The following is a 21,619-nucleotide window of genomic DNA, read 5'->3' as shown; positions in this document are numbered from 1 at the left end:
CGTGTGCTCCCTGTTCGAATGTCATCCGTTACGCCCGAAGTCGCAGACGTTGCAGCCAGGACGAAGTGGCGCTCAAGGCGTCACGCAATTGTTGGGCAGTGATGGTGCGTTCTGCCGGGTTGAAGCTCAGCGCGGTTCGCAGCGCTTGCCAGCCGTGCTGGGGTAGATTCGCTGGGGCGCGCAGCTCGCGCTCCAGGTGCTCGTCGCGGGCCTGGGTCGAGGGTAAGCGGCGGAACGGGTGTTTGCCGCCCGCCAGTTCATAGATCACGCAGGCCACGCCGTACACGTCAGCGCAGGCCGACAACGGTTGGCCCTCAAGCAGTTCGGGGGCGGCGTAGCCCGGGGTCCAGGCGTTGAAGCGCTCGCGGCTCAGGTGCGGCAGACCGGGCAAGGTGCCCTCCTCTGCCTGTCCCAGACCGAAGTCGAACAGGCGCAGGCCGTCTTCGCTGAGCATGACGTTGCTCGGTTTCAGGTCACCGTGCAGCACGCCGCGACCGTGGGCGTAGGCCAGCGTGTCGAGCAGCGGCAGAACGATGTCGCGCAATTCTTTCCACGGCAGGCCGAGGGGCCGCTCGCAGAGCAATTTGTCCAGGGTCAGGCCACGCATGTATTCCATGGTGATGAAGGCCCGCTGGCAGTCGGTGTCGACTTCAAAGGTGTGTGCACGCACGACGTTGTCGTGGCGCAGGCGTCGGGTCAGGGCGAACTCGCTGTAGAGCAAGGCACTGGCGTCCGGCGATTCGGCAAATTCTTCGCTGAGGATTTTCAGCGCGATGTAAGGATCGGGATCGCCGAACTGTTCGTGCAGCAGATCCCGCGCCCGGTAAACGGCGCCCATGCCACCGGCCCCGAGCAGACGCTCGAGGTGGTAGCGACCGGCGAGTACATCCGGCAGTGCTCCGATGCTGGCCTTGGTCGGCGCCAGCAACGGTTCGGCCTTGTTGCCCTTGGCGAAGGCGAAGTAGGTCAGGTTGCTGGCCTGTTCTTCGCTGATCAGCAGGTCATCGATGGGCGATTCGAGTTCACTCATTGGCGGATCACCACGGCAGTCAGGTTGTCCCGCGCGGCGCCACGCAGGGCGCCGTCGAACAAACGTTCCAGCGCCACGTGTGGCGCGCTGAGGCTGAGGGCGTTGCCGAGGGCATCGCTGCTCAGGCCCTGATACAAACCATCGCTGCAGAGCAAAAACACATCGCCCGGGTAGACCTCAAGTTCAAGCACATCCAGGGTCAGTGTTTCGGCCGCGCCGACGGCTCGGGTGAGTGCCTGAGCCGCCGGGTGCGCTGCTGCCTGTTGGACGCTCATTTGCTGCTCGTCGATCAGCTGCTGTTGCAGCGAATGGTCCTTGGACAGCTGATACAACCGCTGCCCGCGCCACATATAGCAACGGCTGTCGCCGGCCCAGATGCAGGCCGCGCGATTGCCTTCCACCAGCAGCGCGACGACGGTGCTGCCCATGATGCTGTCGTGACGCCCGGCAGTGACGGTCAACTCCTGGCCCAAGCGCCGGTTCAGCCAGTGCAGGCACTGGCGGATGGCTTTGAGGCGTTCGTCGAAGTCCTCGTGTTGCGGCAACTCAGCCAGGCTGGCGACGATCAACTGGCTGGCGATATCGCCACCCTGATGACCGCCCATGCCGTCCGCGACCACCCACAGCCCGTGCTGCGGCGAGTCGAGGAAGGCATCTTCGTTGCGCGCCCGCACCTTGCCCGGGTCGGTACGCGCCGCGCTGCGCCAGGGACTGGCCACCAGCATCAGAGCTGCACCGGCATACGGAAGGTGCGCAGCACGCCCATGTCGAACGGGTTCGGCGTGCGCTGGCTGGTCAGCAGGTAGTTGGCGCGCAGGCCACCCACGTCGGCTTTCAGTACCAGCACGTCACGACCGTTCAGGTACTCGGTCTGCATCAGATCGAACAGACGGAACAGCGACCATGGGCCGGAGTTCTTCTCGATACCGATCGGACGCCCGGCCATCTTGTCCATGACCAGACTGGTGCGACCGTCTTCAGCATCGGTCGGCCACTTGAAGGTCATTGGCAGGATCGGGCCGTGACGGTATTCCATGGTCTTGTCGCCGAACTTGAATTCGGAGCGGCTGACCGCCGGATCGAGGGTGTACGGCTCAAGCTTGAACTGCACGGTCGGCTCGGCCGGGTTGATCGAGAAGAAGCTCTGGCGAATGGTCTGCGCGGCGGCCATCTGATCGAGGTAGACCTTCGATACCGGCAGGCTGTGGCCGTCGACGCTGCGCATGCGGTAGTTGCCCGGATCGCCGCTGACGAACGGCCGCATGTAGCTGTCGAAGAAGCGATCGACAGTACCTTGAGCACGGAAGAACTCGCGGAAGTCGCTGATCGCTACGTCGCTGGTGCTGCTGGCACTGAACGGATAGCGCTTGCTGATGGTTTTGCCATACACGCTGTACAGCTCGTTCTGATAACGGCCATTCAGGTATTGATAGGCATCGTTGAGCACCAGACGCCACGAGTCTTCGGCCAGCACGTTGAACCACACGCTCAGCGGACGCGGCAGACGACCGGAGGCATTGCGCAGGTTGGTCAGCGCATCACGCTGGCCGCTCATGCGCGTCTTGGCCATCTCGAACGCGGCTTGCTCCGGCGTGCTGGAACGGGCCAGGCCGGCCAGTTGCAGTTGCAGGTCGTTGAGCGCGCTGAACGCTGGCGTCAGGTCAGCACCCGGGCCGTTGTTGTCATCGAGCAGACGATGCAGCGGTTCGAAGCGGCGTTGCAGGGATTTCTTCGCGGTGTCCGGCAGGTTCTTCGCCACGTTCAGCGCCGAAGCCTTGTCGGCGGCAGCCGCGGCGAGTTTGCCGACCTTGCCCAGTTTGCCTTTCTGTCCGGCCAGCGCATCGGCGGCTTCGCCGGCTTCATCGACCGGATCAGCCGCGGCTTCGAAGCGAGTGTTTTCACGTACTTCGGTGAGCAATGCGAGTACCGGCGAGTTGGCCGAAGTCAGGCCCGCCAGTTGCTCGGCGCCTTCGCCGGCGTCGCTGATCGGTGGCAATGCGACCTGGCCAACGGCTTCGCTCCAGTAATTGGCGTAGTCGCGGAAGTACAGCTGCTCGAGCTCGACCATCAGGCGACGCAAGTCCATGTCGCTGATGCCCGCGCCTTCGCCCAGCACCCAGTTGTCACGCAGGATGTCGGTGACCAGCGCGGCGCCCTGCACCGAGAAATACTGCTGATAACCCTGCTGGGTGTAGAAACCCGGGATCACGTATTCAGTGCCGATGAACAACGAACCTTGCGGGCCGAGGTGCTGGCTGAAGCGGTAGTCCGGCAGGTTGCGCGCCTGCTCGCGGAGCATGCGGTAAACCACGTTGGCCAACGATTCGCTGCGCAGGACCTGACGCGCCTGCGTCACCAGTTGATCGTTCAGCGGATAAATGAACGGCTGCTTGAGCAAGCGCTCGAGGTGCGTGTTCAGACCGTTCTGCACCGCGGTGTTGCCGGTGTAGCGCTGCGACCAGTCAGTGGCGACCCAGTCCTTGAGCCACGCCGCGTCGCGACGATCCTTCATGTTCAGCATCAGGTACGCGCGCAAGCTGTTGAGCAGGCGATCGCGGTCCTTCATGTTGGCGCGGATCTGCCCTTCGAGCATGGTCGCCACCCGTGGCAGCAACTGCGCTTCAAGCTCACGCTCGTAGGCGGTTTTCACCACCGGGTTGATCTCTTCGCCCTGATACAGACCGCCACGTTCGTGGTACGAGACGTCGCCCTTGCTCGGGAACACCTGGGTCGCGGCGTAGCTGGTGTCGAGCACTTTCAGCACGCCCATGGCGTCATCACGCGGCGTGACGGCCGAGCGTTGCTGAGTCCAGTTCTGCGCCAGTGTGCGCAAGTTTTCCAGACGCTCGTAGTTGGCCGAGAAACCACCGGCCCAGAGCATGCCGAACAGTGCCAGTGCCGCCAGCGCCCCGACGTACAGCGCACGCTGGCCCCAATGAATGCGGCTGCGCTCGCGCTTGTCCAGACCGGCCAGATCGGCTTCGGGGAAAATCACTTGGCTGAGCAAGTGGTGGATGAAGCGCGAACGACCGCTGCGCAGAGTCGGCAGCACGCCGGCGTTCATGCCCAGGCTGGCGCCGATGCCGGCGGTGGTCGAATCCATTTCCTGGGTCAGGTGTGGCGCGCTGGTCAGGTAGAAACCGCGCAGTTGCGTGGCACGCTGATAACGGTTGCCGGTGAACGCCATGTCGACGAACAGGCACAGGCGCTCGCCGATCTGCCCGAGCTGATGCGGGAAGTCGAGGATGCGGCCACGGCGCTGAGTGTCGCGCTCGGAGTGCATGCGCATGATCACTTGGCTGTTCAGGCGGCGCAGCAGCTCTTCGAACTCGTTGCGCAGAACCGTGACGTCGGTGCCGACCTGATCCTTGCGGAAACTGGTGCCGAGCACTTGATCGCTTTCTTCGCGGGTCAGTTGATCGAAGAACTCGTCGAAGCCGAGCAGCTTGTCAGCCTTGCTCAGGACCAGATACACCGGCACATCGACGTGGAGTTTCTGATGCACGTCCTGCAAACGGCTGCGCACCTGGCGCGCGAGGGTCTCGATGTCCTGCTCGCTCCCGCCGGTGAGGGTTTCCACCGGAATGGTCACCAGCACGCCGTTCAACGGACGGCCGCGACGACGCTTGCGCAGCAGTTCCAGCAGGGTGGTCCAGGCGTTGCCGTCGACTTCGGCGTCCGGTTGAGTGGTGTAGCGCCCGGCGGTGTCGATCAGTACACCGTGATCGGCGAAATACCAGTCGCAATGACGGGTGCCGAGGGTGTCGCGGGTCAGCTTGCGGTCGATCTTGTTGATCGGAAATTCCAGACCGGAAAAATCCAGCAGGCTGGTTTTACCCGAGGCCTGCGGACCGATCAGCAGGTACCACGGCAAGTCACTGCGCCAGCGCTCGCTGCGACCGCGATACAGGCTCGACGTCTTCAGGGTTTTCAGCGCGTCCTTGAACCGCGCCTTCAACTCTTTCTGTTCTTCGTCGATCAGCTCTTCGCGGCGGATACGGTCCTGGCCGTCCTCGCTTTCCTCCTCGGCTTTCTTGCGGATACCGGCGCGCCAGCTGACGAAGACCATGGTCAGGCCCCAGATCAGGAACAGCACGCTGATGGTCAGCAGGCGCGAGGTCGCGCTTTCCCAGAACTTGTAATCATCGACCGCCAACAACGGGCCGACGAACCACACCAGCAGCGCCACGAACAGCACCAGCAGCAGAGTCCAGACCCAGGTCTGGCGCAGGAAGGCGCCGACTTTCTTGAAAAACTTTTTCATCACACGTCCCTGTTTTACGGCTGCGCCTGCGGTTGCACCGCGGCTGGATCAAGCGGCTGATAAGGATGCAGAACGGTGTCGCGTTGTTCGCTCAGGACCCAGGCGAAGCCCGAATACATCACCACCAGGCAGACCAGAGTAAAGAGCACCACCATCCACGCCGGCACGATGCGCACCAGGTTGCGGCGCTGGTCGTTGAGGCCTTCCCAGTGCGGCGACAACTCGCGCGGCACGTCGCCACGCAACTGACGGATCTGCCGGTACAAGGCGTCGCGGATGCCTTCAAGCTCAAGCATGCCGCGTGCCTGTACGCGGTACTTGCCCTCGAAACCGAGGGACAGGCACAGGTACATCAGTTCGAGCATCGGCAGGTGCTTGACCGGGTTTTTCGACAGCCGATCGAGCAGCTGGAAAAACTTTTCGCCGCCGAAGGTTTCGTTGTGGAAGCTGCTCAGCAGGCTCATCTGCGACCACTCGCTTTCGTTGCCCCACGGCGTGGTCACGACGGCTTCGTCGACCACGGTGCAGAGCACGTAACGCGCGGCCATTACCTGGCTGCTTTCGGCGCCGTTGTGCAGGGCGCGCACTTCAAACAATTTCAGCCCGGCGGTCAGCCGCTCATTGAGCGCGTACAAGTCTTCACGGGTTTCGCTGTGCTTGAGGCGCACCACTTCCGAGAGCAGGTCGGACGAGGCCGCGACCAGCGAGTTGAGGCTGATATTGAACGCCTCCGCCGGACGCAGGCGCGCGGCGTAGATCATGCGTTCTTCCAGTTGCTCGAAACGCGGCGGCGCGGCGAAGTCGGTCAGCGGACTCGATGCCGGTCCGTGGCCCTGACGGTCGAGCAGGACGGTTTTGTCGTCCTGGTTGTAATCCGTTTCCTTGATCATGTCGGTCAGTTCCTGATGGCCCAGAATTTCAGTTCAAGCTCGGCGAATTCGCCGGACACGTGGAACGCGAAACCGCCGGAGCGCTCGAGTTGTGCCAGGTCTTCGGAACTGAGTTCGAGGATGAAATAGGTTTTGTTCGAGTGGAACGCGATCTGCCGTGGGGCCACCGGCAACGGTTTGACCTTGATCCCCGGCAAGTGCAGGTTGACCAGTTGGCGGATGCGCTCCACCGGGCCGACCTTGAGGTGCTGCGGCAAACGCTGACGCAGTTCTTCGGAGTCGCAGTTGGCACTGGCTGCCAGCACGAACGAGGCCGAGCCGAGCAGTTTGTGATCGTGCAACGGCGAGACGATGATGCCGTACTGACGCGCCTGCAGGATCAGTTCGATGGCGTGCTGTTCGAGCACCATCGACAGCACCTGACGAATCGCTTCCATCAGTTTGCGAAAGCTTGCGCCCTGATCGGCGTGGGAATAGCGGCTGTCCAGACGCGGGCGTTTGCTCTCGCCGGAGAAGGTCGCCAGATCGCCGAGCATGGTCAGCAGCGTGCGATACAACTCTTCCGGATGCACCTGCTCAAGACCCAGGTAATGGCGCAGCAGCAGTTCGGTGCGGTTGATCAGTTGCAACATCATGAAGTCGCCGACTTCAGCGCCGCCGACCTTGCCGTTGGAGCGAATCCGCTCGGCGATGGTGTCGCCACGGTGGCTGAGCATGCTGATGACTTCTTTCAGACACGACAGCAGGTAGCTGGAGGCGTGGGCCTGAATGTAGGTCGGGACGAAATCCGGGTCGAGGCTGATCACGCCGTCGGGCGTGGTATCGAGCACGTCGCAGATTTTCAGCTTCACGTAGGCCTGATCGCTCTGCTGCTCGCCGAGCAACAGTTTGAAGTCCGGACGACCGCAGCTGACCTGGCTGGCGGAATCATCGCCGGCGTTGGAGTCGGCGACTTCGGCGTCATACGCGGTGTAGCGCGCGAGCACGTCGGATTGCTCCGGGCGCCGGGCCTCGATGTGGTTGCCAGTGACCAGCGGCAGCGCCAGATAGATCGGCGTGTTGCCGGTGTTCGGCGGCACGTCCAGCGCCAGCGGCTCAGTGTTGCCACCAAGTTCGAACAGGCTGCCGTCCGGCAGAATCCCCGAGGCTTCACTGATCACCAGTTTGCCCATGTTGAGGAACTGCAAGTCGATTTCCAGATTGAGAAAACCCCAGGTGTAGCCACCGAGCAATTGCGTGCGGGTTTTCATCTGGTGATCGTAATAACGATCGTTGTGCTGGAAGTGCTGCGGTCGCAGCAGCATGCCTTCCTGCCAAATGACTTTATGGGTGTTCATGATCAGTCATCCGCCTTGGCGAGCACTTGTTGGGTATTGCGGATACCGGCCTGATCGAGGGTCAGATCAGCCTCGGTGAGTTCCAGCGGAGTGATCTGCACGGTGTGGCGCCATTGGGTATCCGGCAGGTCGCGATAGGCAGCGAGGATGCCCACGTAACGGCTGCCCTCCTCCACGCTGAGTTTCAGTTCCACGGTTTCACCCGGGCGCAGTTCGAGTTCTTCGCTGGCCACCAGATCCGGATTGAGGGATTCCTTGGCGCGCTCGTAGAGGCTGAAGAAATCAGCGTTCTCGAAGGTCACCGGGTGCTTGAGTTCGAACAGGCGCACGACGATCGGCGACGGCCGCCCGTTGAGGTCCGGGTTGAGCTGATCGCTGCCGGTCAGTTTCAGATTGATCTTGGTCACTTTCGAGTACGGCGACAGCGACGAGCAACCGGCAAGCAGCACCAGCACGGTGAGCGCAGTCAGCGTCTTGAAAAAAGCGGTCGAGCGGCGAGACATGCGCATCATCCTTGGTGGTCGGTGTGGAGGGTGGAGATCAGGCGGATCTGTTCTTCGTAAGCCTGGGCAAAGTCGCGGGCCAGCAGACGCTCGCTCCAGTCATCGTCCTGCCGCAGTGCCTGGTGGTAGCGGCCGAATGCTCTCCAGCGCCCGCCCGAAGTGGCGATCAATGGCTTGCTGTCGCGCTCGAAACGCAGGGTCAGCTGCTCTGGCGAGAAGTGCTCCAGCGTGCCACGTACGGCGGCGCGGCTGGCGGTCAGCAAAGCCACTTGGTGCGCCTGCAAATCACGGAATGCACGGGAGATCGCCTGCTCGGCGGGCAGATGGCCGGGCTTGCTTGGCTGCAACAGAATTTGCAGTGCTTCGCTCGGATCGACGGCGAATTTCAGCGGGTTCTTGTTGGTGCCCTGCACGGTGGTCTGGGCCAGACGCAGCTCGTTTTTCAGCTCCGAGCGGGTGCGCAGGCTCTGCTGCAAACCGCCGATGCTCTGGCGCAGCAGGCGCGCAGCGTTGAGCGCCAGCGCTTCGCGTTCGTCGTGGCTGAGGCCTTTGACGTCGACGCCCAGCGCCGCGCCGAAGTGCTCCCAGAAACCTTCGCTCTGACGCTCGACAGCTTTCGGCGCAGGCGCCGGCTCAGGTTCGACCGGGGCGGCAATCAGCTCCGGGACCATCAGGCTTTCCATGTCGATGCGCGCGTAGTCGGCACGTTGACGGGAGTCTTCCGGCTTGGCGGTAGGCGACAGCAGTTCGTCGATTTCCGAGTACACGCGCTCTTGCTGTTCGAGGGCGTTGAGCGGGTCGAGGTCGAGGAACGCGTCGTCCGGAATGATGCTGCCAGCGGCACGCGGGCGGCCGACTTCGCCGTCGAACGTGGCCGGGTCGCGAACCAGCCGCGCACGGATCTCGAAGTCGCCGAGAATGTAGGTGCTGCCGTGCTCGATACGCACCGGCTCGCCCTTGTGCAGGCGCGCGCCGCTGCTGCCGTCCTGGACACCGTTGCTGCTGGTATCGGTAAGGAAGAACGAGCCCTCGCGGTAGCTGACAATCGCGTGGTGATTGGACAGGTGCCGCTTGCGGTCAGGGATGATCCAGTCGCAGTCCTCGCCGCGCCCGATCACGCCACCGGCCTGTTTGAAGGTCCGCTGGCACAGCTCGGTGGGCACGAACTGCTTGGTGTTCAGCATTTCGAAAACCAATTCCATGTTTGATGCTCCTTGCGGTCACTTGCCGCGATTGACCGCTTGCGGATCACCCAACGGGCGATAGTCGTTGTCGTTGAATTTGTAATTGCCGCTACAGCCGCCAAGGCCGCATAGAACGACGAGGGTCAGCAGGACAGCGTGCCAGTGACGAACAGACATCAGAGGGTCTCCAGGTGTAGACAAAGCACAAAGCGCCGACCCTTGCGGGCGGCGCTGAAATAAGTTTTTGAGGTGGGCGCGAAGCCTCTAGATCGGGGCCTTGAGCCATAGTCTGGAGGTACGGCGACCTCCCGTGGCGAGGGGACTTGTCCCCGTTGGGGTACGCAGCGCCCCCAAAACCTGCCAGCGCGGTCTCTCAGTGAAACCGTATGTACCGGACTGCGACTGCTGCGCAGCCGGACGGGGATAAATCCCCTCGCCACAGGGTATGTGTTGGGTTCGAAGAAGTCCTGTAGCTCAACCATCAAAGTCACCCAAATTGATATTCAGGCGCCCGAGGCGGTACAGCAGCGTGCGCCGTGGCAGGCCCAGCTCGCGGGCGGCGAGGGTCTGGTTGCCGTCGTTCTTGCGCAGGCAATCGAGCAGCAATGTGCGCTCGACCTGTTCCAGGCGTTCGCGCAGATTCAGGCCGCTGTTGTCTTCCGGCATCGCTTCCAGACGCAGGGAAAAATGCTCGGCGAGCAACTCGCCGCCCTCGCAGAGCAACACCGCGCGCTCGACCAGCGCCTTGAGTTCGCGAACGTTGCCGGGGAAGTTGTAGCCGCACAGATGCTCCAGCGCCGAATCCGACCAGCGCACCGGATCACGCTGCAAAAACGTGCAAGTCTTCTCGGCGAAATGCCGGGCCAGATCGAGGATGTCGCCTTCGCGCTGACGCAGGGCCGGCAGCTCGATCGGGAATTGTGCGAGGCGGTAGTACAAGTCCTCGCGGAACTTGCCTTCGCTGACCAGCGCCGCCAGATCACGGTGCGTCGCGGCGATGATGCGCACGTCGATCTTGTGCGTGTCGTTGGAACCCAGCGGACGGATCTCGCCTTCCTGCAACACGCGCAGAATCTTCGCTTGCAGCGACAACGGCATGTCGCCGATTTCATCGAGCAGCAACGTGCCGCCATTGGCCGCGTCGAACAGCCCTGCGCGATCTCGATCGGCGCCGGTGAAGGCGCCTTTGCGGTAGCCGAACAGTTCGCTTTCCAGCAGGTTTTCCGGGAACGCCGCGCAGTTCTGCACGATGAACGCCTGGGAGCGACGCGGGCCACAATCGTGGATCGCCCGCGCCACCACCTCCTTGCCGGTGCCGGTCTCGCCACGCAACAGCACGGTGTACGGGCTGTGAAGAATCTTGCTGATCAGCGAATAGGTCTGGCGCATCGCCGCGCTTTTGCCGATCAGGCCGTAGCCGCTGATGCTCGGCACGCTGCGTGTGGTGGTGGCCGATTCGGCGGCTGGCTGACGCAGGCGTTGCAGCAGATGCAGTTGGCCGAGCACGAACGAGCCGAGCTGGCCGAGGGAATCGGCGAAACCCTGCAGGTCAGTACGCCGACGGCTGGCACACAGCAGCAAACCCTCGACCGACTTGTGCTGATTGACCAGCGGCACGCACAACAGCGACTGCCACGGCGTGCTCGCCGCCGGCAGAAAACTGGTTTCGTGCAGGCTGCCGGTCAGGTCGTCGAGGCACACCACGCGGTTCTGGCACAGGGCGAATTGCAGCAGTTGCTCACCGTTGTAATCCGCCGGCAGGCTCGCCGCCTGACGCGGTTGCAGCGCGCCGTCGAGGCACTCGGCGTTCATCCCCAGGCAGGTGTGGGTGGCGTCGAGCAGATACAGCTGCGTCAGTTCACAGCCACTCAGCTCGGCCAGGCCACGGACGAATTCACTCAGCAGCGCAGCACTGTCCGCCGCCCGCGACAGACTGGCGAACTGCGCCAGCAACGCTTCGGCATAGACCAGTGGCTGCGGCACTTGAGTGAACATCACGCCCACCTCAGGCGAACTCGCAGGTCACGCTGGAGTTGCCGTCGAGCGTGGCATGCACACGCTTGAGGCTTTCGCCGGTCGCCATCGCATCAAGCAGACGATCGGCCACCAGCGGCAGCACGTGTTGATCGAGCAGATGATCGATCAGGCGCGCGCCGCTTTCGCTTTGCGTGCAACGCTCGGACAGGTGATCGACGAGGTTCTGGCACCAGCTGAACTCCAGCTGACGACGGTTCAGGCGCTCGCCGAGACGGCCGAGTTTGATCTCGATCAGCTCGCGCAGCACCGGCCCGCCCACCGGGTAGTACGGCACCACTTTCATCCGCGCCAGCAGCGCCGGTTTGAAGTGTTTGCTGAGTACCGGGCGAATGGTTTCTTCGAGCACTTCGGCGGTCGGCCGCGCGCCGTCTTCGCAGAGTTCGCTGATCTTGTCGCTGCCAAGGTTCGAGGTCATCAGGATCAACGTGTTGCGGAAGTCGATCTCGCGACCTTCGCCGTCGTTGGCCACGCCTTTGTCGAAGATTTGGTAGAACAGGTTGAGTACATCCGGGTCAGCCTTCTCGACTTCATCGAGCAACACCACCGAATACGGCTTCTGACGCACGGCTTCGGTGAGCATGCCGCCCTCGCCGTAACCGACGTAGCCCGGTGGCGCACCAATCAGACGCGAGACGGTGTGCTTTTCCTGGAACTCGGACATGTTGATGGTGGTGATGAAGCGGTCGCCGCCGTACAGCAGGTCAGCCAGGGCCAGCGCGGTTTCGGTCTTGCCGACGCCGCTCGGGCCGACCAGCAGGAACACACCGACCGGTGCATCAGGCTTGTTCAGACCGGCAGCGGTCGCGCGCATCGAACGATCCAGCGCGTGCACGGCTTGCTCCTGACCACGGATGCGTGTGCGCAGATCGGTGGCGAAACTGGCGACCTTGGCGTTGTGCTCGCGGGCCAATTGCGCCAACGGCACACCGGTCCAGGCGCTGATCACTTCGGCGACCAGACGCGGGCACACTTCGAAGCTGACCAGGCGTTCTTTGACTTGCGCAGCGGTCAACGCGGCGTGGGTTTCATGCAATTGGGCTTCCAGCGCTTCGACGCTTTGGCCTTCTTCGACTTCGGCGACCACAGTTTCAATCACGGTGCCTTCGGCGTCTTCTTCAACGCTGAGGGTCGGCTCGACGGCTGCGGCTTCACGGGCCTTGGCCAGTTGCTGACGCAGTTCCAGCAGACGCTCGGCGAGCTCTTTCTGCTCAGTCCACAGGGATTCCAGCGCGAGCATTTCGCTTTCGGCTTCGTCCAGCCGCGCTTCCAGTGCTTCCAGCGCTTCGTGGTCGATCAGCAGACCGGCCTCGGCATCGCGGCGCAGGGCCTGACGCTGACGGCCGCCTTCAGCCAGTTCGCCACGCAGGCGCTCCAGACTTTCCGGGGCCGCAGCGAGGCTGATGCGCACGCGGGCGCACGCGGTGTCGAGGACGTCGACGGCCTTGTCCGGCAGTTGCCGACCGGCCAGGTAACGCGCGGACAATTCAGCAGCGGACACCACCGCGTCATCGCGCAGATAGATGCCGTGGCTCTTCTCGTAGACCTGAGCCAGACCACGCAGAATGGTCACCGCTTCGCTGACAGTCGGTTCGTGCAGTTGTACGGGCTGGAAGCGACGGGCCAGCGCCGGGTCTTTCTCGAAGTATTTCTTGTACTCGGCCCAGGTGGTCGCGGCGATGGTGCGCAGTTCGCCACGGGCCAAGGCCGGCTTCAACAGGTTGGCCGCATCGGAACCCCCGGCATTGCCGCCGGCGCCAATCAACGTGTGGGCTTCGTCGATGAACAGGATGATCGGTTTCGGCGAGGCTTTGACTTCGTCGATCACGCCTTTCAAACGACGCTCGAATTCACCTTTGACGCTGGCGCCGGCCTGCAACAGGCCCATGTCCAGCGACAGCAATTCAACGCCTTTGAGCACTTGTGGCACTTCACCGGCAGCGATGCGCGAGGCCAGACCTTCGACGATCGCGGTCTTGCCGACACCGGCCTCACCGACGACGATCGGGTTGTTCTTGCGCCGACGAGCGAGGATGTCGACCATCTGGCGGATCGCGCCGTCACGGCACAACACCGGGTCGAGTTTGCCGTCGCGGGCCTGTTGGGTCAGGTTGTGGGTGAAGCGCTGCAACAGCGACTCGCCTTGCGCCGCCGGTTTGCCATTGGCCGCCGGCTGCTCCTGTTGCGACAGGGCAAATTCCTTCAAACGATCGATGTTCAACTTGGCGAGCAGCGGTTGATAGCGGCTGCCGGCATAACGCATCGGGTTGCGCAGCAACGCCAGGATCAGCGCGGCGTCTTCGACCTGGGTCTGGCCCAGTTCGAGGTTGGCCACCAGCAGCGCGTCTTGCAGCCATTGCACCAGTTCCGGAGCGAATACCGGGTTGCGCGAAGCGCTGTGTTCGACCCGCGATTGCAATGCAGCGGTCAGTTCACCGGCGTCGACGTCAGCATCTTGCAGCGCGCGCGACAGCAAGCCGTTCGGGCGCTCAAGCAAGCCCAGCAGCAAGTCTTCGACGAGAATCTTGCTGCCGCCACGGGCGACGCAACGCTCGGCCGAACGTTCCAGATCACGACGGGTTTCGGCGTCCAGCGCCTGGATGAGTTGTTGCAGGTCTACGTTGATCATGGCTCACGTCCTTAATGAATTTTGCTGCCCAGGGTCACCACGCCGTCCGCTTTTTCGCGGCCCAGCCAACTGGTCCAACCGAGGCGACAGGCGTTCTGCTCACCGATGCGCAGTTCGCGGATTTCTTCCTGGCGCAGGACCAGGCGAATGTCGTAATCGAGCGGGTCACGCAAGGTGAACCGCACCAGCGCGCAGAGCGGCTGGTAGCCGAAACCGATCGGCAGGAATTCATGGAATCGCTGCCAGTCGAGTTCGGTGATGTGAATGCGGAATTTGCCGCTGCGATCGCGCACGTGCTCGCCCAGCACCAGGTCTTCGCCGAGTACGCTGTTGGCGCGGCCCAAACGATTGCGCTGCTCGTCGAGGATTTCCACGCGGCGCTCGATGCACTGCTCGATGACCAGGTCTTCGTGCTTGAAGTAGTAACGCAGCACGGCTTCGATCAGCGCCGCCGAGTGCGCCCGCAGACTGAGCAGGCCGAGGTACGGCAACAGGCGTTTCCAGTTGAGTTCCTTGGCCTTGCGGATCTCGTCGCCGCCCAGGCCGATCAGCGCAAAAAGTTGCGCCGAGAACGGATCGATCGCGCCGCTCTGGAAGCTCGCGCGGTAGCGATACTTGCGCCAGATCGGCAGCATCAGTCGTTGCAGGCGATGGTGGAACAGGTCGAGGAAATTGCGCGTCGGGTTGCCGTCCTCGCTGTCGCCCAAGGCTTGTTCGCCATAGAACGCCGGCAGCGGCGAACCGGAGCCGACCAGGCCGATCAGGTTGAAGCGCATGCGCGCGCGCATCTTGCCGTGCTCTTCGAAAAACTCGACGCGATCGACGTCGCTGCGCGGAAAGCCCAGGCTCGGGTTGGCCTGGAACTCGACCTGGTCGTACAGATCGTCTTCGCTCAGATGCGGGTGTGCCTCGCGCAGCCGGTCGATCACCAGCAGCACGGCCTGAAACAGCGAGTACTCGCGTATTACCTTGGTCAGCCCGCTTAAAGCAGGGGCTGCAGGCCCATACGTGGTGTCCATTGGTACACCTCTCCCTGTGTGCTTTTTACCCGCAGCTCATGGAATGAATTGAGACTGGCGTAAAGCGCGAAAAACTCGTTGAGAACCGAAGCGAAGACGAACAGGTCGCCTTCGCCGATATAGCCTTCCGGGTCGATGGTCAGTTCGGTGCGCAGACCGCGCACCGGCAGACCGCGATGCAGGCGGTCGACGTGATGATGCTTGATGTGCTTGAGGCCGCCGAGCAGGCGCTTGCTGACCTTCTCCGCGTGCTGGTCGTAGTAGCGCGGCAGGTCGTAGGTTTCCAGAATCACCTTCAACGCATTGACGTCGGCCAGCGACAGATAGTTAAGCGACATGTTGCTGATCAGCTTCCACAGGAAGTCACGGTTCAGCGGCGGCGCGAAACTCGGAGTGGCCGGGGTGATGTTGCGGAAACTGAGGAATTCCGGAGTCTGCTCGCTGGCCATGCAGATGTCGCCGAGCTTGAGCTTTTTCGGCAGGTTCTGGTTGGTGCACATCAGCTCGATCGACAGGGTTTCGTGGGCTTCGGTGTGGCGGATGCCGAAGCTCAGGTAAGTGTCGAGGCCGTCATGCAGCAAGGACGAACGCTGGCGGATGCTGTAATGCGGACGGCTGTTGGGCACATCGAAACTCGGGTCGTGCTCGAAGGACTCGAACGGCACGTACTCCTGATAACCGAGACCGCCGGGCTTCCAGCCAGTGACGGTTTCCACCGAGAACACGCCGCAGTTTTCCAGGTCGTATTCCGCCGGCAGCAACAGGTACTCATCCTGCTTGCCATCGAGACGGATCGGCAGCGCGTCGTGCTCGAACAGATTGACGATCGGCGTGCAGAACAGCTTCACGTTATCGAGCGTCGGGCGCATGCGCATGATGCCGCTCTTGCGAATGTCAAAACGCAATTCGAGGCCGCGCATCTGCTTGAGGGTGTCTTCCGGCAGCGCCTTGAGAATGTCCAGACCGTTGACGTCGACGAAGAGGAATTTGTCCTGGAAGGCGAAGTATTCCTGCAAATAGCGATAGCCACGGAAGGTGTTCAGCGGATACGGGATCAACGCTTCTTCTTCGGCAAAACCCACCGGTTTCACCCGGTCACCGGGAATCTTGAACGCCATCGGCTTGCCGCTGACGCCATCAATCGGCTTGCCGGCGCCGTCGAGCGGGATCAGTTCGATGCCGTCGAGGTTGCGCAGCAGGCTCAGGTAGAGCATCTGGCTGATGTAGCGCTCACCGGCAAAGTGCAGGCGCAACTTGCTCAGCTCCAGTTCGCCGAGGTGGCCGTCAGCGCTCATTTCCAGACGCAGGCTGAGCAGCGAGCCATCGCCCTTCACCGAGTAATTCAGCGCAGCCAGATCCAGCGGCAACACCTCGGTCGGGTAGCACGTACGGAAGCGGCAGCGCACGTCTTCGATCGGCTTGCTCTCGATCGGCGTATCGCGCTCAACCAGCAGCGCCGGCCCGGAACGCTTGAGCGGATCGAACTGCAGAATGCTGAACGCCGGCAGCGGGCGCATGTAGTTCGGCCACAGCAGCTGCATCAGCGAATGGCTGAGCTCCGGCAGTTCGTCATCGAGCTTCTGCCGCAGGCGCCCGGTCAGAAACGCAAAGCCTTCGAGCAACCGCTCCACATCCGGATCCCGCCCGGCCTGGCCCAGATACGGTGCCAGCGCCGGACTACGCTCGGCGAAACGGCGACCGAGCTGACGCAGTGCGGTGAGTTCGCTTTGGTAGTAGTGGTTAAAGGACACGGGGTACCTGCCTGGTAGTGGAACTCATCAAAAAAATATCCCGCCCGGATTCGCAGTCCCGATTGTCCTGTGCATGATGCGCGGTATCCGACCTGAACTTAAGATCAGGCGTGCAGGCTAGATTTGCGTAATGGCCCATACGGATCTCAGTTCTCAAGATATACATACGGCGTATTACTGATAAAAATATTCAACCAATGGGTTTCCCATTGAGGCAATGCTATCTCGAAAGTTTTCTTATCCTTATTAAAATATATCCATACAATACCGACAGTTGATGCATTCTCTGATGCCCTCATGTCCAACGACTGAGTGTCATACAGCGGTGTACGATAAACTTCTTGCGGATTTTGCCTGTCAATAACTCTCAAATAGGCCATTCCACCGAGGGTAAGAATCTTTCCAACCCGCACGTTTTCCATAACATATCGGCCGGAAGGGCTAATTACCGTTGAGCTAGCCGGGTAATTTCGCATGGCAGACACAACAAAAAACAATGAAACAGAAAAAAACACAAATAATACAGCCACCCAGAAAGCCGCCTTCCTGTACTTATGAAATATTAAATACTTCAGGCCAGCCATTATCTTTCACCCTCACCCAATGACTCGACAACGTACGGTGTATTGCTCACAAAATAATTCATCGCATGATCCATCCAACGGCGATCATGAAAAACAAATATCTTCTCAGCCGTGAGAAAATCTATATTAGGAACACTTACCCTTCCCTCGCCTTCATTTACTTGCAGGAGCAAGAGTCGGGTTGGATACAGAGGACTACGGTAAATATACTTAGGCGCATCTTGATCTGTAACTCGCAGATAAGAAAAATCTTCGCCGAAAAATAAAGACGGAAAATCTACACGCTCAACAATATACTGCCTTGAATCACTTAACTCGATAACAGCTGGACGCCGCACAGAAAGATTATCGATAAATGAATAAAACGATAGTGCCCCGAACATCAGGGTCGCTGACAAAACCAGACCTGGGATTCTGAGAGGCATCTACTCAACTACCTTGATTAAGACAGGCGGAGTTACGTCCTCATACAAAATGTCAGAATACACGGTAAAATCTCCGCCTTTTCCATACGTCGCCCGGTACTCGGCAAAATCACTGTTTTGGATCAAGTGGTAGCGTTTACCGTCTATATCCCTAAATAGAGCTTGTACGTCCTCCCCACGCATTGCAGCGGTTCTGGCCATTTCTGCTTTACCCATTGCCGCAAGGAAATTCGACCCATTGCTTGTTACTGGATCAGCTACACCGTCATAATTCCAATAACCCAGAGGCTGACTGAAACGGTTGCCCACGTCGCTGAAATCGTAACTATCATCAACGTAATACCCCAGACGATTAACCAGAAAGCTGATTTTTCCTGAGGCAATAATAATTTCACCTTCGGCAATGACCCTCATATTGAAATTTGCAAGGGCACCCCTAAGTTCATCCAACAGAAAAACATTAGCATTTGAGGTCTGAATCGAAATTGTATTGGTATACCCAAATTTCTCAGCGTCCCGTGCACTTCCAAATTTTTGCTGATAGGCACCGTCGACTTTACCTGCGAACTTCGCCGGAAAATCATTACGCATTCGAATCAGCGCGTTCGGACTATTCCATTTCAGCTTTAGTTCTTTAAATACCTTGTTGGCGCGTTCAAACTTTAGCACCCAAGCCATTTTTACGATCGAGCTTTCTATATAGGGATCGAGTGGCTCTTTTTTATGATCCTTGGTGAGTTCATCCATCCCGCCATCTTCGGTGGCCCATGGATTGCCTTTAAACCAATAGCGCATCAATCCAGCAGCAACAGGCCAGTTTATTTTGTCCATTGCCCCAGGGATGTCTGAGACTGAAAATCGACGTGCAGTTGCCGTCTGCCCGGTCTTGTTACTCGCCGGCGACAGCGTCGCAGTTACTGTTGTATTTGCCATTTCAACATCCCGGTCATTGTTACTCGTCCACCCTGCCACAGACAGCGGAGAGCCATTCTGTACATTCTCAAGCGATCGCCACCTTAGTTTGCTGTTCAATGATCAGCTCAACAGGCTCGGCGATCTCCGAATGAATCATCTTTGTCTTGCCATCGGCGCCCGTAACACCGTTCACGGTTTTTCCGGATGCCGTTTTCAATGTGTACTCGATTCCGGACAACGGTTTTCCGGTGTCCTGACAATTGATGACGAAGTGCTCATTGAACGGCCAACTGAGCTCCACCGGCAACGGCGGAACAAACGGCGCTGGCGAATGCGAATTGCCAATAATCACCGTCCCGGACCCAGCCGTAACCTTGTTGCCATGGGTCCCCACCGAATCAACCGTGGCGGCCGGTTTGCCGTTGATCAAAACGGTAGTGGCAAGATCGCCGACCAACGCACCACCACACGCCGAGGCATCGCCTTGGCGGGCGGCCGCGAGGCCGTCGAAGAACACGTCGCCGGAACCGGCGGCGATCGGGTTGGTGCCGTGGCCGGGGAGCGGGCAAGCGGTGGGGTCGGATACGCGTGCTGCGGGTTTGCCAGACATCGGGGATCTCCTTAGGTGACCTTGACTTGACCGCTGCCATCCAGGCGCGCGGAGAAACTGACCTGACGCTTGAAACCCTCGACTTCCAGCAGGCCTTCGATACTGAAGGCCAGGCGCAGTTGATCGTGGTCACGCGGCAGGGAAATGACACGCACGTTGCTCAGGCGTGGCTCGTAGGCTTCGATGAAGTTTTCGATAGCCAGGCGGGCCTGACTCAGCGAGTCGTGCAGGCTCAGGCGCATGTCATTGAGATCGGGCAACCCGTAGTCGGCCAGCGTTTGCACGCTGCCGGCCCGGGTGCTGAGCATTTTGGCCAGATGGGCAGCCACTGACGCCATGGCGCAAGCTTCAAGGCTGTTGCCCTTGCGTAGTTGTGCGTCGCCGTTGAGGCGTTCGAACAGGCTGCCGTATCCGTCCATGAGTCGCTCTTACTCTTTGTCCAGCTTGCCAACCAGCGACAGGGTGAAATCGGCACCCATGTACTTGAAGTGCGGACGCACGTTCAAGCTCACGCGGTACCAGCCCGGCTCGCCTTCTACGTCGCTGACGATCACTTGCGCAGCGCGCAGCGGACGACGGCCACGCACTTCGGCGCTCGGGTTTTCCTGGTCGGCCACGTACTGACGGATCCACTTGTTCAGTTCCAGCTCGAGGTCGGTACGCTCTTTCCACGAACCGAGTTGCTCGCGCTGCAGCACTTTCAAGTAGTGAGCCAGACGGTTGACGATCATCATGTACGGCAGTTGGGTGCCGAGCTTGTAGTTCAGCTCTGCCGCCTTGCCTTCTGCGCTGATGCCGAAGAACTTCGGCTTCTGTACCGAGCTTGCGGAGAAAAACGCCGCGTTGTCGGAGCCTTTGCGCATGGTCAGGGAGATGAAGCCTTCCTCGGCCAGTTCGTATTCACGACGGTCGGAAACCAATACTTCGGTAGGGATCTTGGTTTCGATTTCGCCCATGCTTTCGAAATGGTGCAGAGGCAGGTCTTCAACCGCGCCACCGCTCTGCGGGCCGATGATGTTCGGGCACCAGCGGAATTTGGCGAAGCTGTCGGTCAGCTTGGTGCCGAAGGCGTAAGCGGTGTTGCCCCACAGGTAATGCTCATGGCTGTTGGCAACGGTTTCCTTGTACACGAACGATTTCACCGGGTTTTCTTCCGGATCGTACGGGTTGCGCAGCAGGAAACGTGGCACGGTCAGGCCAACGTAGCGCGAGTCTTCCGAAGTACGGAAGCTCTGCCATTTGGCGAATTGCGGGCCTTCGAAGTGGTCTTTCAGATCTTTCAGATCCGGCAGGCCGGTGAAGCTTTCCAGACCGAAGAATTTCGGCCCGGCGGCAGCGATGAACGGCGCGTGGGACATGCAAGAAACGCTGGCCACGTACTGCATCAGCTTGACGTCTGGCGAGCTTGGCGACATGTAGTAGTTGGCGATGATCGCGCCCACCGGCTGACCACCGAACTGGCCGTATTCAGCGGTGTAGATGTGCTTGTACAGGCCCGACTGCATGACTTCCGGCGAATCTTCGAAATCGTCCAGCAGGTCTTCTTTGGAGACGTTGAGGATTTCGATCTTGATGTTTTCGCGGAAGTTGGTGCGGTCGACCAGCAACTGCAGACCACGCCACGACGATTCCAGCGCCTGGAAATCCGGGTGGTGCAGGATCTCGTCCATCTGACGGCTGAGCTTGGCATCGATCTCGGCGATCATGCGGTCAACCATGGCTTTCTTGACCGGCTCACCGTTGTTCTGCGGCTTGAGCAGCTCTTCGATGAACGCCGACACGCCACGCTTGGCGATGTCGTAGGCTTCGTCGTCCGGGGTCAGACGGGTTTCGGCGATGATGCTGTCGAGAATGCTGTATTCGCCGCTGGCGGCGCTCTTCTCTTGTGCTGCGCTAGTGCTCATTGTGTTGGCTTCCTTGGCTACTGGAGTCTCAGGCGTCCGGGGCTGCGGCGTTCAGGCCCAGCTCACCGAGTACGCGACCGCGGGATTCGTCGTCGGCGAGCACGCCTTCGATCGCTTTACGGAACGCAGGTGCGTTACCCAGCGGGCCTTTGAGGGCCACCAGCGCATCGCGCAGTTCCATCAGTTTTTTCAGCTCAGGCACTTGCTCGACCAGGCTGGCCGGGTTGAAGTCCTTCATCGAATTGACGCGCAATTGCACGGCCAGCTCTTCAGCCTCGCCATCTTCCTGCAGACGGTTCGGCACGCTCAGCGTCAGACCCAGCTCTTGCTTGGCCAACACTTCGTCGAAGGTCATCTTGTCGATGCTGATCGGCTTGCGATCTTCGATTTTGCGATCGTCCTTGCGGTGGGTGTAGTCACCGATTGCCAGCAGCTTCAGCGGCAGTTCAATCTCTTCCTGAGCTCCGCCGGTGGCGGGTTTGAAGGTGACGTTGATGCGTTCCTTGGGGGCTACCGAGCCTTCTTTGGCCATGGCTTTTC

At 60.5% G+C, this 21,619-nt stretch carries 19 protein-coding genes; all 19 read right to left on the bottom strand.

From position 1 onward, the window contains the following. Positions 1-28: 28 nt before the first annotated feature. The 19 genes from D8U70_RS04890 to tssB all read right to left on the bottom strand — a co-directional run bounded on the left by D8U70_RS04890 (position 29) and on the right by tssB (position 21,611). Complete coding sequence (locus D8U70_RS04890; protein WP_130928411.1) at positions 29-1,030, bottom strand: serine/threonine-protein kinase; 1,002 nt, start codon at positions 1,028-1,030, stop codon at positions 29-31. Beyond that, positions 1,027-1,755 (bottom strand): PP2C family serine/threonine-protein phosphatase, encoded by a 729-nt coding sequence (locus tag D8U70_RS04885; protein WP_130928410.1) that lies wholly within the window; start codon positions 1,753-1,755, stop codon positions 1,027-1,029. The genes D8U70_RS04890 and D8U70_RS04885 overlap by 4 nt, the downstream gene beginning before the upstream one ends. Then, positions 1,755-5,294: a type VI secretion system membrane subunit TssM gene (tssM, locus tag D8U70_RS04880; protein WP_016772512.1), complete on the bottom strand. Its 3,540-nt coding sequence runs from the start codon at positions 5,292-5,294 to the stop codon at positions 1,755-1,757. Before tssM ends, D8U70_RS04885 begins: the two co-directional genes overlap by 1 nt. Before the next feature lie 14 nt (positions 5,295-5,308). Then, a complete protein-coding gene (gene icmH, locus D8U70_RS04875; protein WP_016772511.1) occupies positions 5,309-6,184 on the bottom strand; it encodes a type IVB secretion system protein IcmH/DotU in 876 nt (291 codons plus the stop codon). Between the two features lie 5 nt (positions 6,185-6,189). After that, positions 6,190-7,521 carry a type VI secretion system baseplate subunit TssK gene (gene tssK, locus D8U70_RS04870; protein ID WP_016772510.1) on the bottom strand — a complete coding sequence of 444 codons (1,332 nt, stop codon included), beginning with the start codon at positions 7,519-7,521 and terminating at the stop codon, positions 6,190-6,192. A 2-nt stretch (positions 7,522-7,523) separates the two neighbouring features. Further along, entirely contained in the window at positions 7,524-8,024 is a 501-nt protein-coding gene (tssJ, locus tag D8U70_RS04865; RefSeq protein WP_016772509.1) for a type VI secretion system lipoprotein TssJ, read from the bottom strand. Between the two features lie 5 nt (positions 8,025-8,029). After that, complete coding sequence (gene tagH / locus D8U70_RS04860; protein ID WP_016772508.1) at positions 8,030-9,226, bottom strand: type VI secretion system-associated FHA domain protein TagH; 1,197 nt, start codon at positions 9,224-9,226, stop codon at positions 8,030-8,032. 18 nt (positions 9,227-9,244) lie between these two features. Next, a complete protein-coding gene (locus tag D8U70_RS04855) occupies positions 9,245-9,385 on the bottom strand; it encodes a hypothetical protein (protein ID WP_003229566.1) in 141 nt (46 codons plus the stop codon). A gap of 297 nt (positions 9,386-9,682) precedes the next feature. Beyond that, positions 9,683-11,203, bottom strand: coding sequence for a sigma 54-interacting transcriptional regulator (locus D8U70_RS04845; RefSeq protein WP_130928408.1), 1,521 nt, complete (start codon positions 11,201-11,203; stop codon positions 9,683-9,685). A gap of 10 nt (positions 11,204-11,213) precedes the next feature. Then, entirely contained in the window at positions 11,214-13,871 is a 2,658-nt protein-coding gene (tssH, locus tag D8U70_RS04840; protein WP_130928407.1) for a type VI secretion system ATPase TssH, read from the bottom strand. Positions 13,872-13,882: 11 nt separating this feature from the next. Next, the gene (gene tssG, locus D8U70_RS04835) at positions 13,883-14,890 is read right to left on the bottom strand and encodes a type VI secretion system baseplate subunit TssG (RefSeq protein WP_056790879.1); all 1,008 of its coding nucleotides are present in this window, start codon (positions 14,888-14,890) and stop codon (positions 13,883-13,885) included. Next, complete coding sequence (gene tssF / locus D8U70_RS04830) at positions 14,854-16,641, bottom strand: type VI secretion system baseplate subunit TssF (RefSeq protein ID WP_024014825.1); 1,788 nt, start codon at positions 16,639-16,641, stop codon at positions 14,854-14,856. The genes tssG and tssF overlap by 37 nt, the downstream gene beginning before the upstream one ends. A gap of 146 nt (positions 16,642-16,787) precedes the next feature. Further along, complete coding sequence (locus D8U70_RS04825; protein ID WP_071172089.1) at positions 16,788-17,225, bottom strand: hypothetical protein; 438 nt, start codon at positions 17,223-17,225, stop codon at positions 16,788-16,790. Next, on the bottom strand, positions 17,225-17,650 hold the full coding sequence (locus D8U70_RS04820) for a hypothetical protein (RefSeq protein WP_130928406.1): 426 nt from the start codon (positions 17,648-17,650) through the stop codon (positions 17,225-17,227). The genes D8U70_RS04825 and D8U70_RS04820 overlap by 1 nt, the downstream gene beginning before the upstream one ends. Beyond that, positions 17,651-18,583, bottom strand: coding sequence for a DUF6402 family protein (locus D8U70_RS04815; RefSeq protein WP_071172087.1), 933 nt, complete (start codon positions 18,581-18,583; stop codon positions 17,651-17,653). A 67-nt stretch (positions 18,584-18,650) separates the two neighbouring features. Further along, positions 18,651-19,175: a PAAR domain-containing protein gene (locus D8U70_RS04810; protein WP_071172086.1), complete on the bottom strand. Its 525-nt coding sequence runs from the start codon at positions 19,173-19,175 to the stop codon at positions 18,651-18,653. A gap of 11 nt (positions 19,176-19,186) precedes the next feature. Continuing rightward, positions 19,187-19,594 (bottom strand): type VI secretion system baseplate subunit TssE, encoded by a 408-nt coding sequence (gene tssE / locus D8U70_RS04805; protein ID WP_007920274.1) that lies wholly within the window; start codon positions 19,592-19,594, stop codon positions 19,187-19,189. Between the two features lie 9 nt (positions 19,595-19,603). Further along, positions 19,604-21,079 (bottom strand): type VI secretion system contractile sheath large subunit, encoded by a 1,476-nt coding sequence (tssC, locus tag D8U70_RS04800; protein ID WP_016772499.1) that lies wholly within the window; start codon positions 21,077-21,079, stop codon positions 19,604-19,606. A gap of 28 nt (positions 21,080-21,107) precedes the next feature. Beyond that, positions 21,108-21,611, bottom strand: coding sequence for a type VI secretion system contractile sheath small subunit (tssB, locus tag D8U70_RS04795; protein ID WP_016772498.1), 504 nt, complete (start codon positions 21,609-21,611; stop codon positions 21,108-21,110). Positions 21,612-21,619: the final 8 nt, after the last annotated feature.

Origin of the sequence: Pseudomonas sp. Sample_20, assembly GCF_004307585.1 — a bacterium.
Classification (GTDB): Bacteria; Pseudomonadota; Gammaproteobacteria; order Pseudomonadales; family Pseudomonadaceae; genus Aquipseudomonas; species Aquipseudomonas atacamensis.
This window is presented reverse-complemented; position numbering and strand designations above follow the sequence as displayed.

What these genes read in the sequence shown, in the direction of transcription:
- D8U70_RS04885 (WP_130928410.1), bottom strand. Translation starts at nt 1,755, where the DNA reads ATGCTGGTGGCCAGTCCCTGGCGCAGCGCGGCGCGTACCGACCCGGGC.
- tssH (WP_130928407.1), bottom strand. Translation starts at nt 13,871, where the DNA reads ATGATCAACGTAGACCTGCAACAACTCATCCAGGCGCTGGACGCCGAA.
- D8U70_RS04820 (WP_130928406.1), bottom strand. Translation starts at nt 17,650, where the DNA reads ATGCCTCTCAGAATCCCAGGTCTGGTTTTGTCAGCGACCCTGATGTTC.
- tssG (WP_056790879.1), bottom strand. Translation starts at nt 14,890, where the DNA reads ATGGACACCACGTATGGGCCTGCAGCCCCTGCTTTAAGCGGGCTGACC.
- D8U70_RS04825 (WP_071172089.1), bottom strand. Translation starts at nt 17,225, where the DNA reads ATGGCTGGCCTGAAGTATTTAATATTTCATAAGTACAGGAAGGCGGCT.
- tssC (WP_016772499.1), bottom strand. Translation starts at nt 21,079, where the DNA reads ATGAGCACTAGCGCAGCACAAGAGAAGAGCGCCGCCAGCGGCGAATAC.
- D8U70_RS04890 (WP_130928411.1), bottom strand. Translation starts at nt 1,030, where the DNA reads ATGAGTGAACTCGAATCGCCCATCGATGACCTGCTGATCAGCGAAGAA.
- tssM (WP_016772512.1), bottom strand. Translation starts at nt 5,294, where the DNA reads ATGAAAAAGTTTTTCAAGAAAGTCGGCGCCTTCCTGCGCCAGACCTGG.
- D8U70_RS04810 (WP_071172086.1), bottom strand. Translation starts at nt 19,175, where the DNA reads ATGTCTGGCAAACCCGCAGCACGCGTATCCGACCCCACCGCTTGCCCG.
- tssE (WP_007920274.1), bottom strand. Translation starts at nt 19,594, where the DNA reads ATGGACGGATACGGCAGCCTGTTCGAACGCCTCAACGGCGACGCACAA.
- icmH (WP_016772511.1), bottom strand. Translation starts at nt 6,184, where the DNA reads ATGATCAAGGAAACGGATTACAACCAGGACGACAAAACCGTCCTGCTC.
- D8U70_RS04815 (WP_071172087.1), bottom strand. Translation starts at nt 18,583, where the DNA reads ATGGCAAATACAACAGTAACTGCGACGCTGTCGCCGGCGAGTAACAAG.
- D8U70_RS04855 (WP_003229566.1), bottom strand. Translation starts at nt 9,385, where the DNA reads ATGTCTGTTCGTCACTGGCACGCTGTCCTGCTGACCCTCGTCGTTCTA.
- tssJ (WP_016772509.1), bottom strand. Translation starts at nt 8,024, where the DNA reads ATGTCTCGCCGCTCGACCGCTTTTTTCAAGACGCTGACTGCGCTCACC.
- tssK (WP_016772510.1), bottom strand. Translation starts at nt 7,521, where the DNA reads ATGAACACCCATAAAGTCATTTGGCAGGAAGGCATGCTGCTGCGACCG.
- D8U70_RS04845 (WP_130928408.1), bottom strand. Translation starts at nt 11,203, where the DNA reads ATGTTCACTCAAGTGCCGCAGCCACTGGTCTATGCCGAAGCGTTGCTG.
- tssB (WP_016772498.1), bottom strand. Translation starts at nt 21,611, where the DNA reads ATGGCCAAAGAAGGCTCGGTAGCCCCCAAGGAACGCATCAACGTCACC.
- tagH (WP_016772508.1), bottom strand. Translation starts at nt 9,226, where the DNA reads ATGGAATTGGTTTTCGAAATGCTGAACACCAAGCAGTTCGTGCCCACC.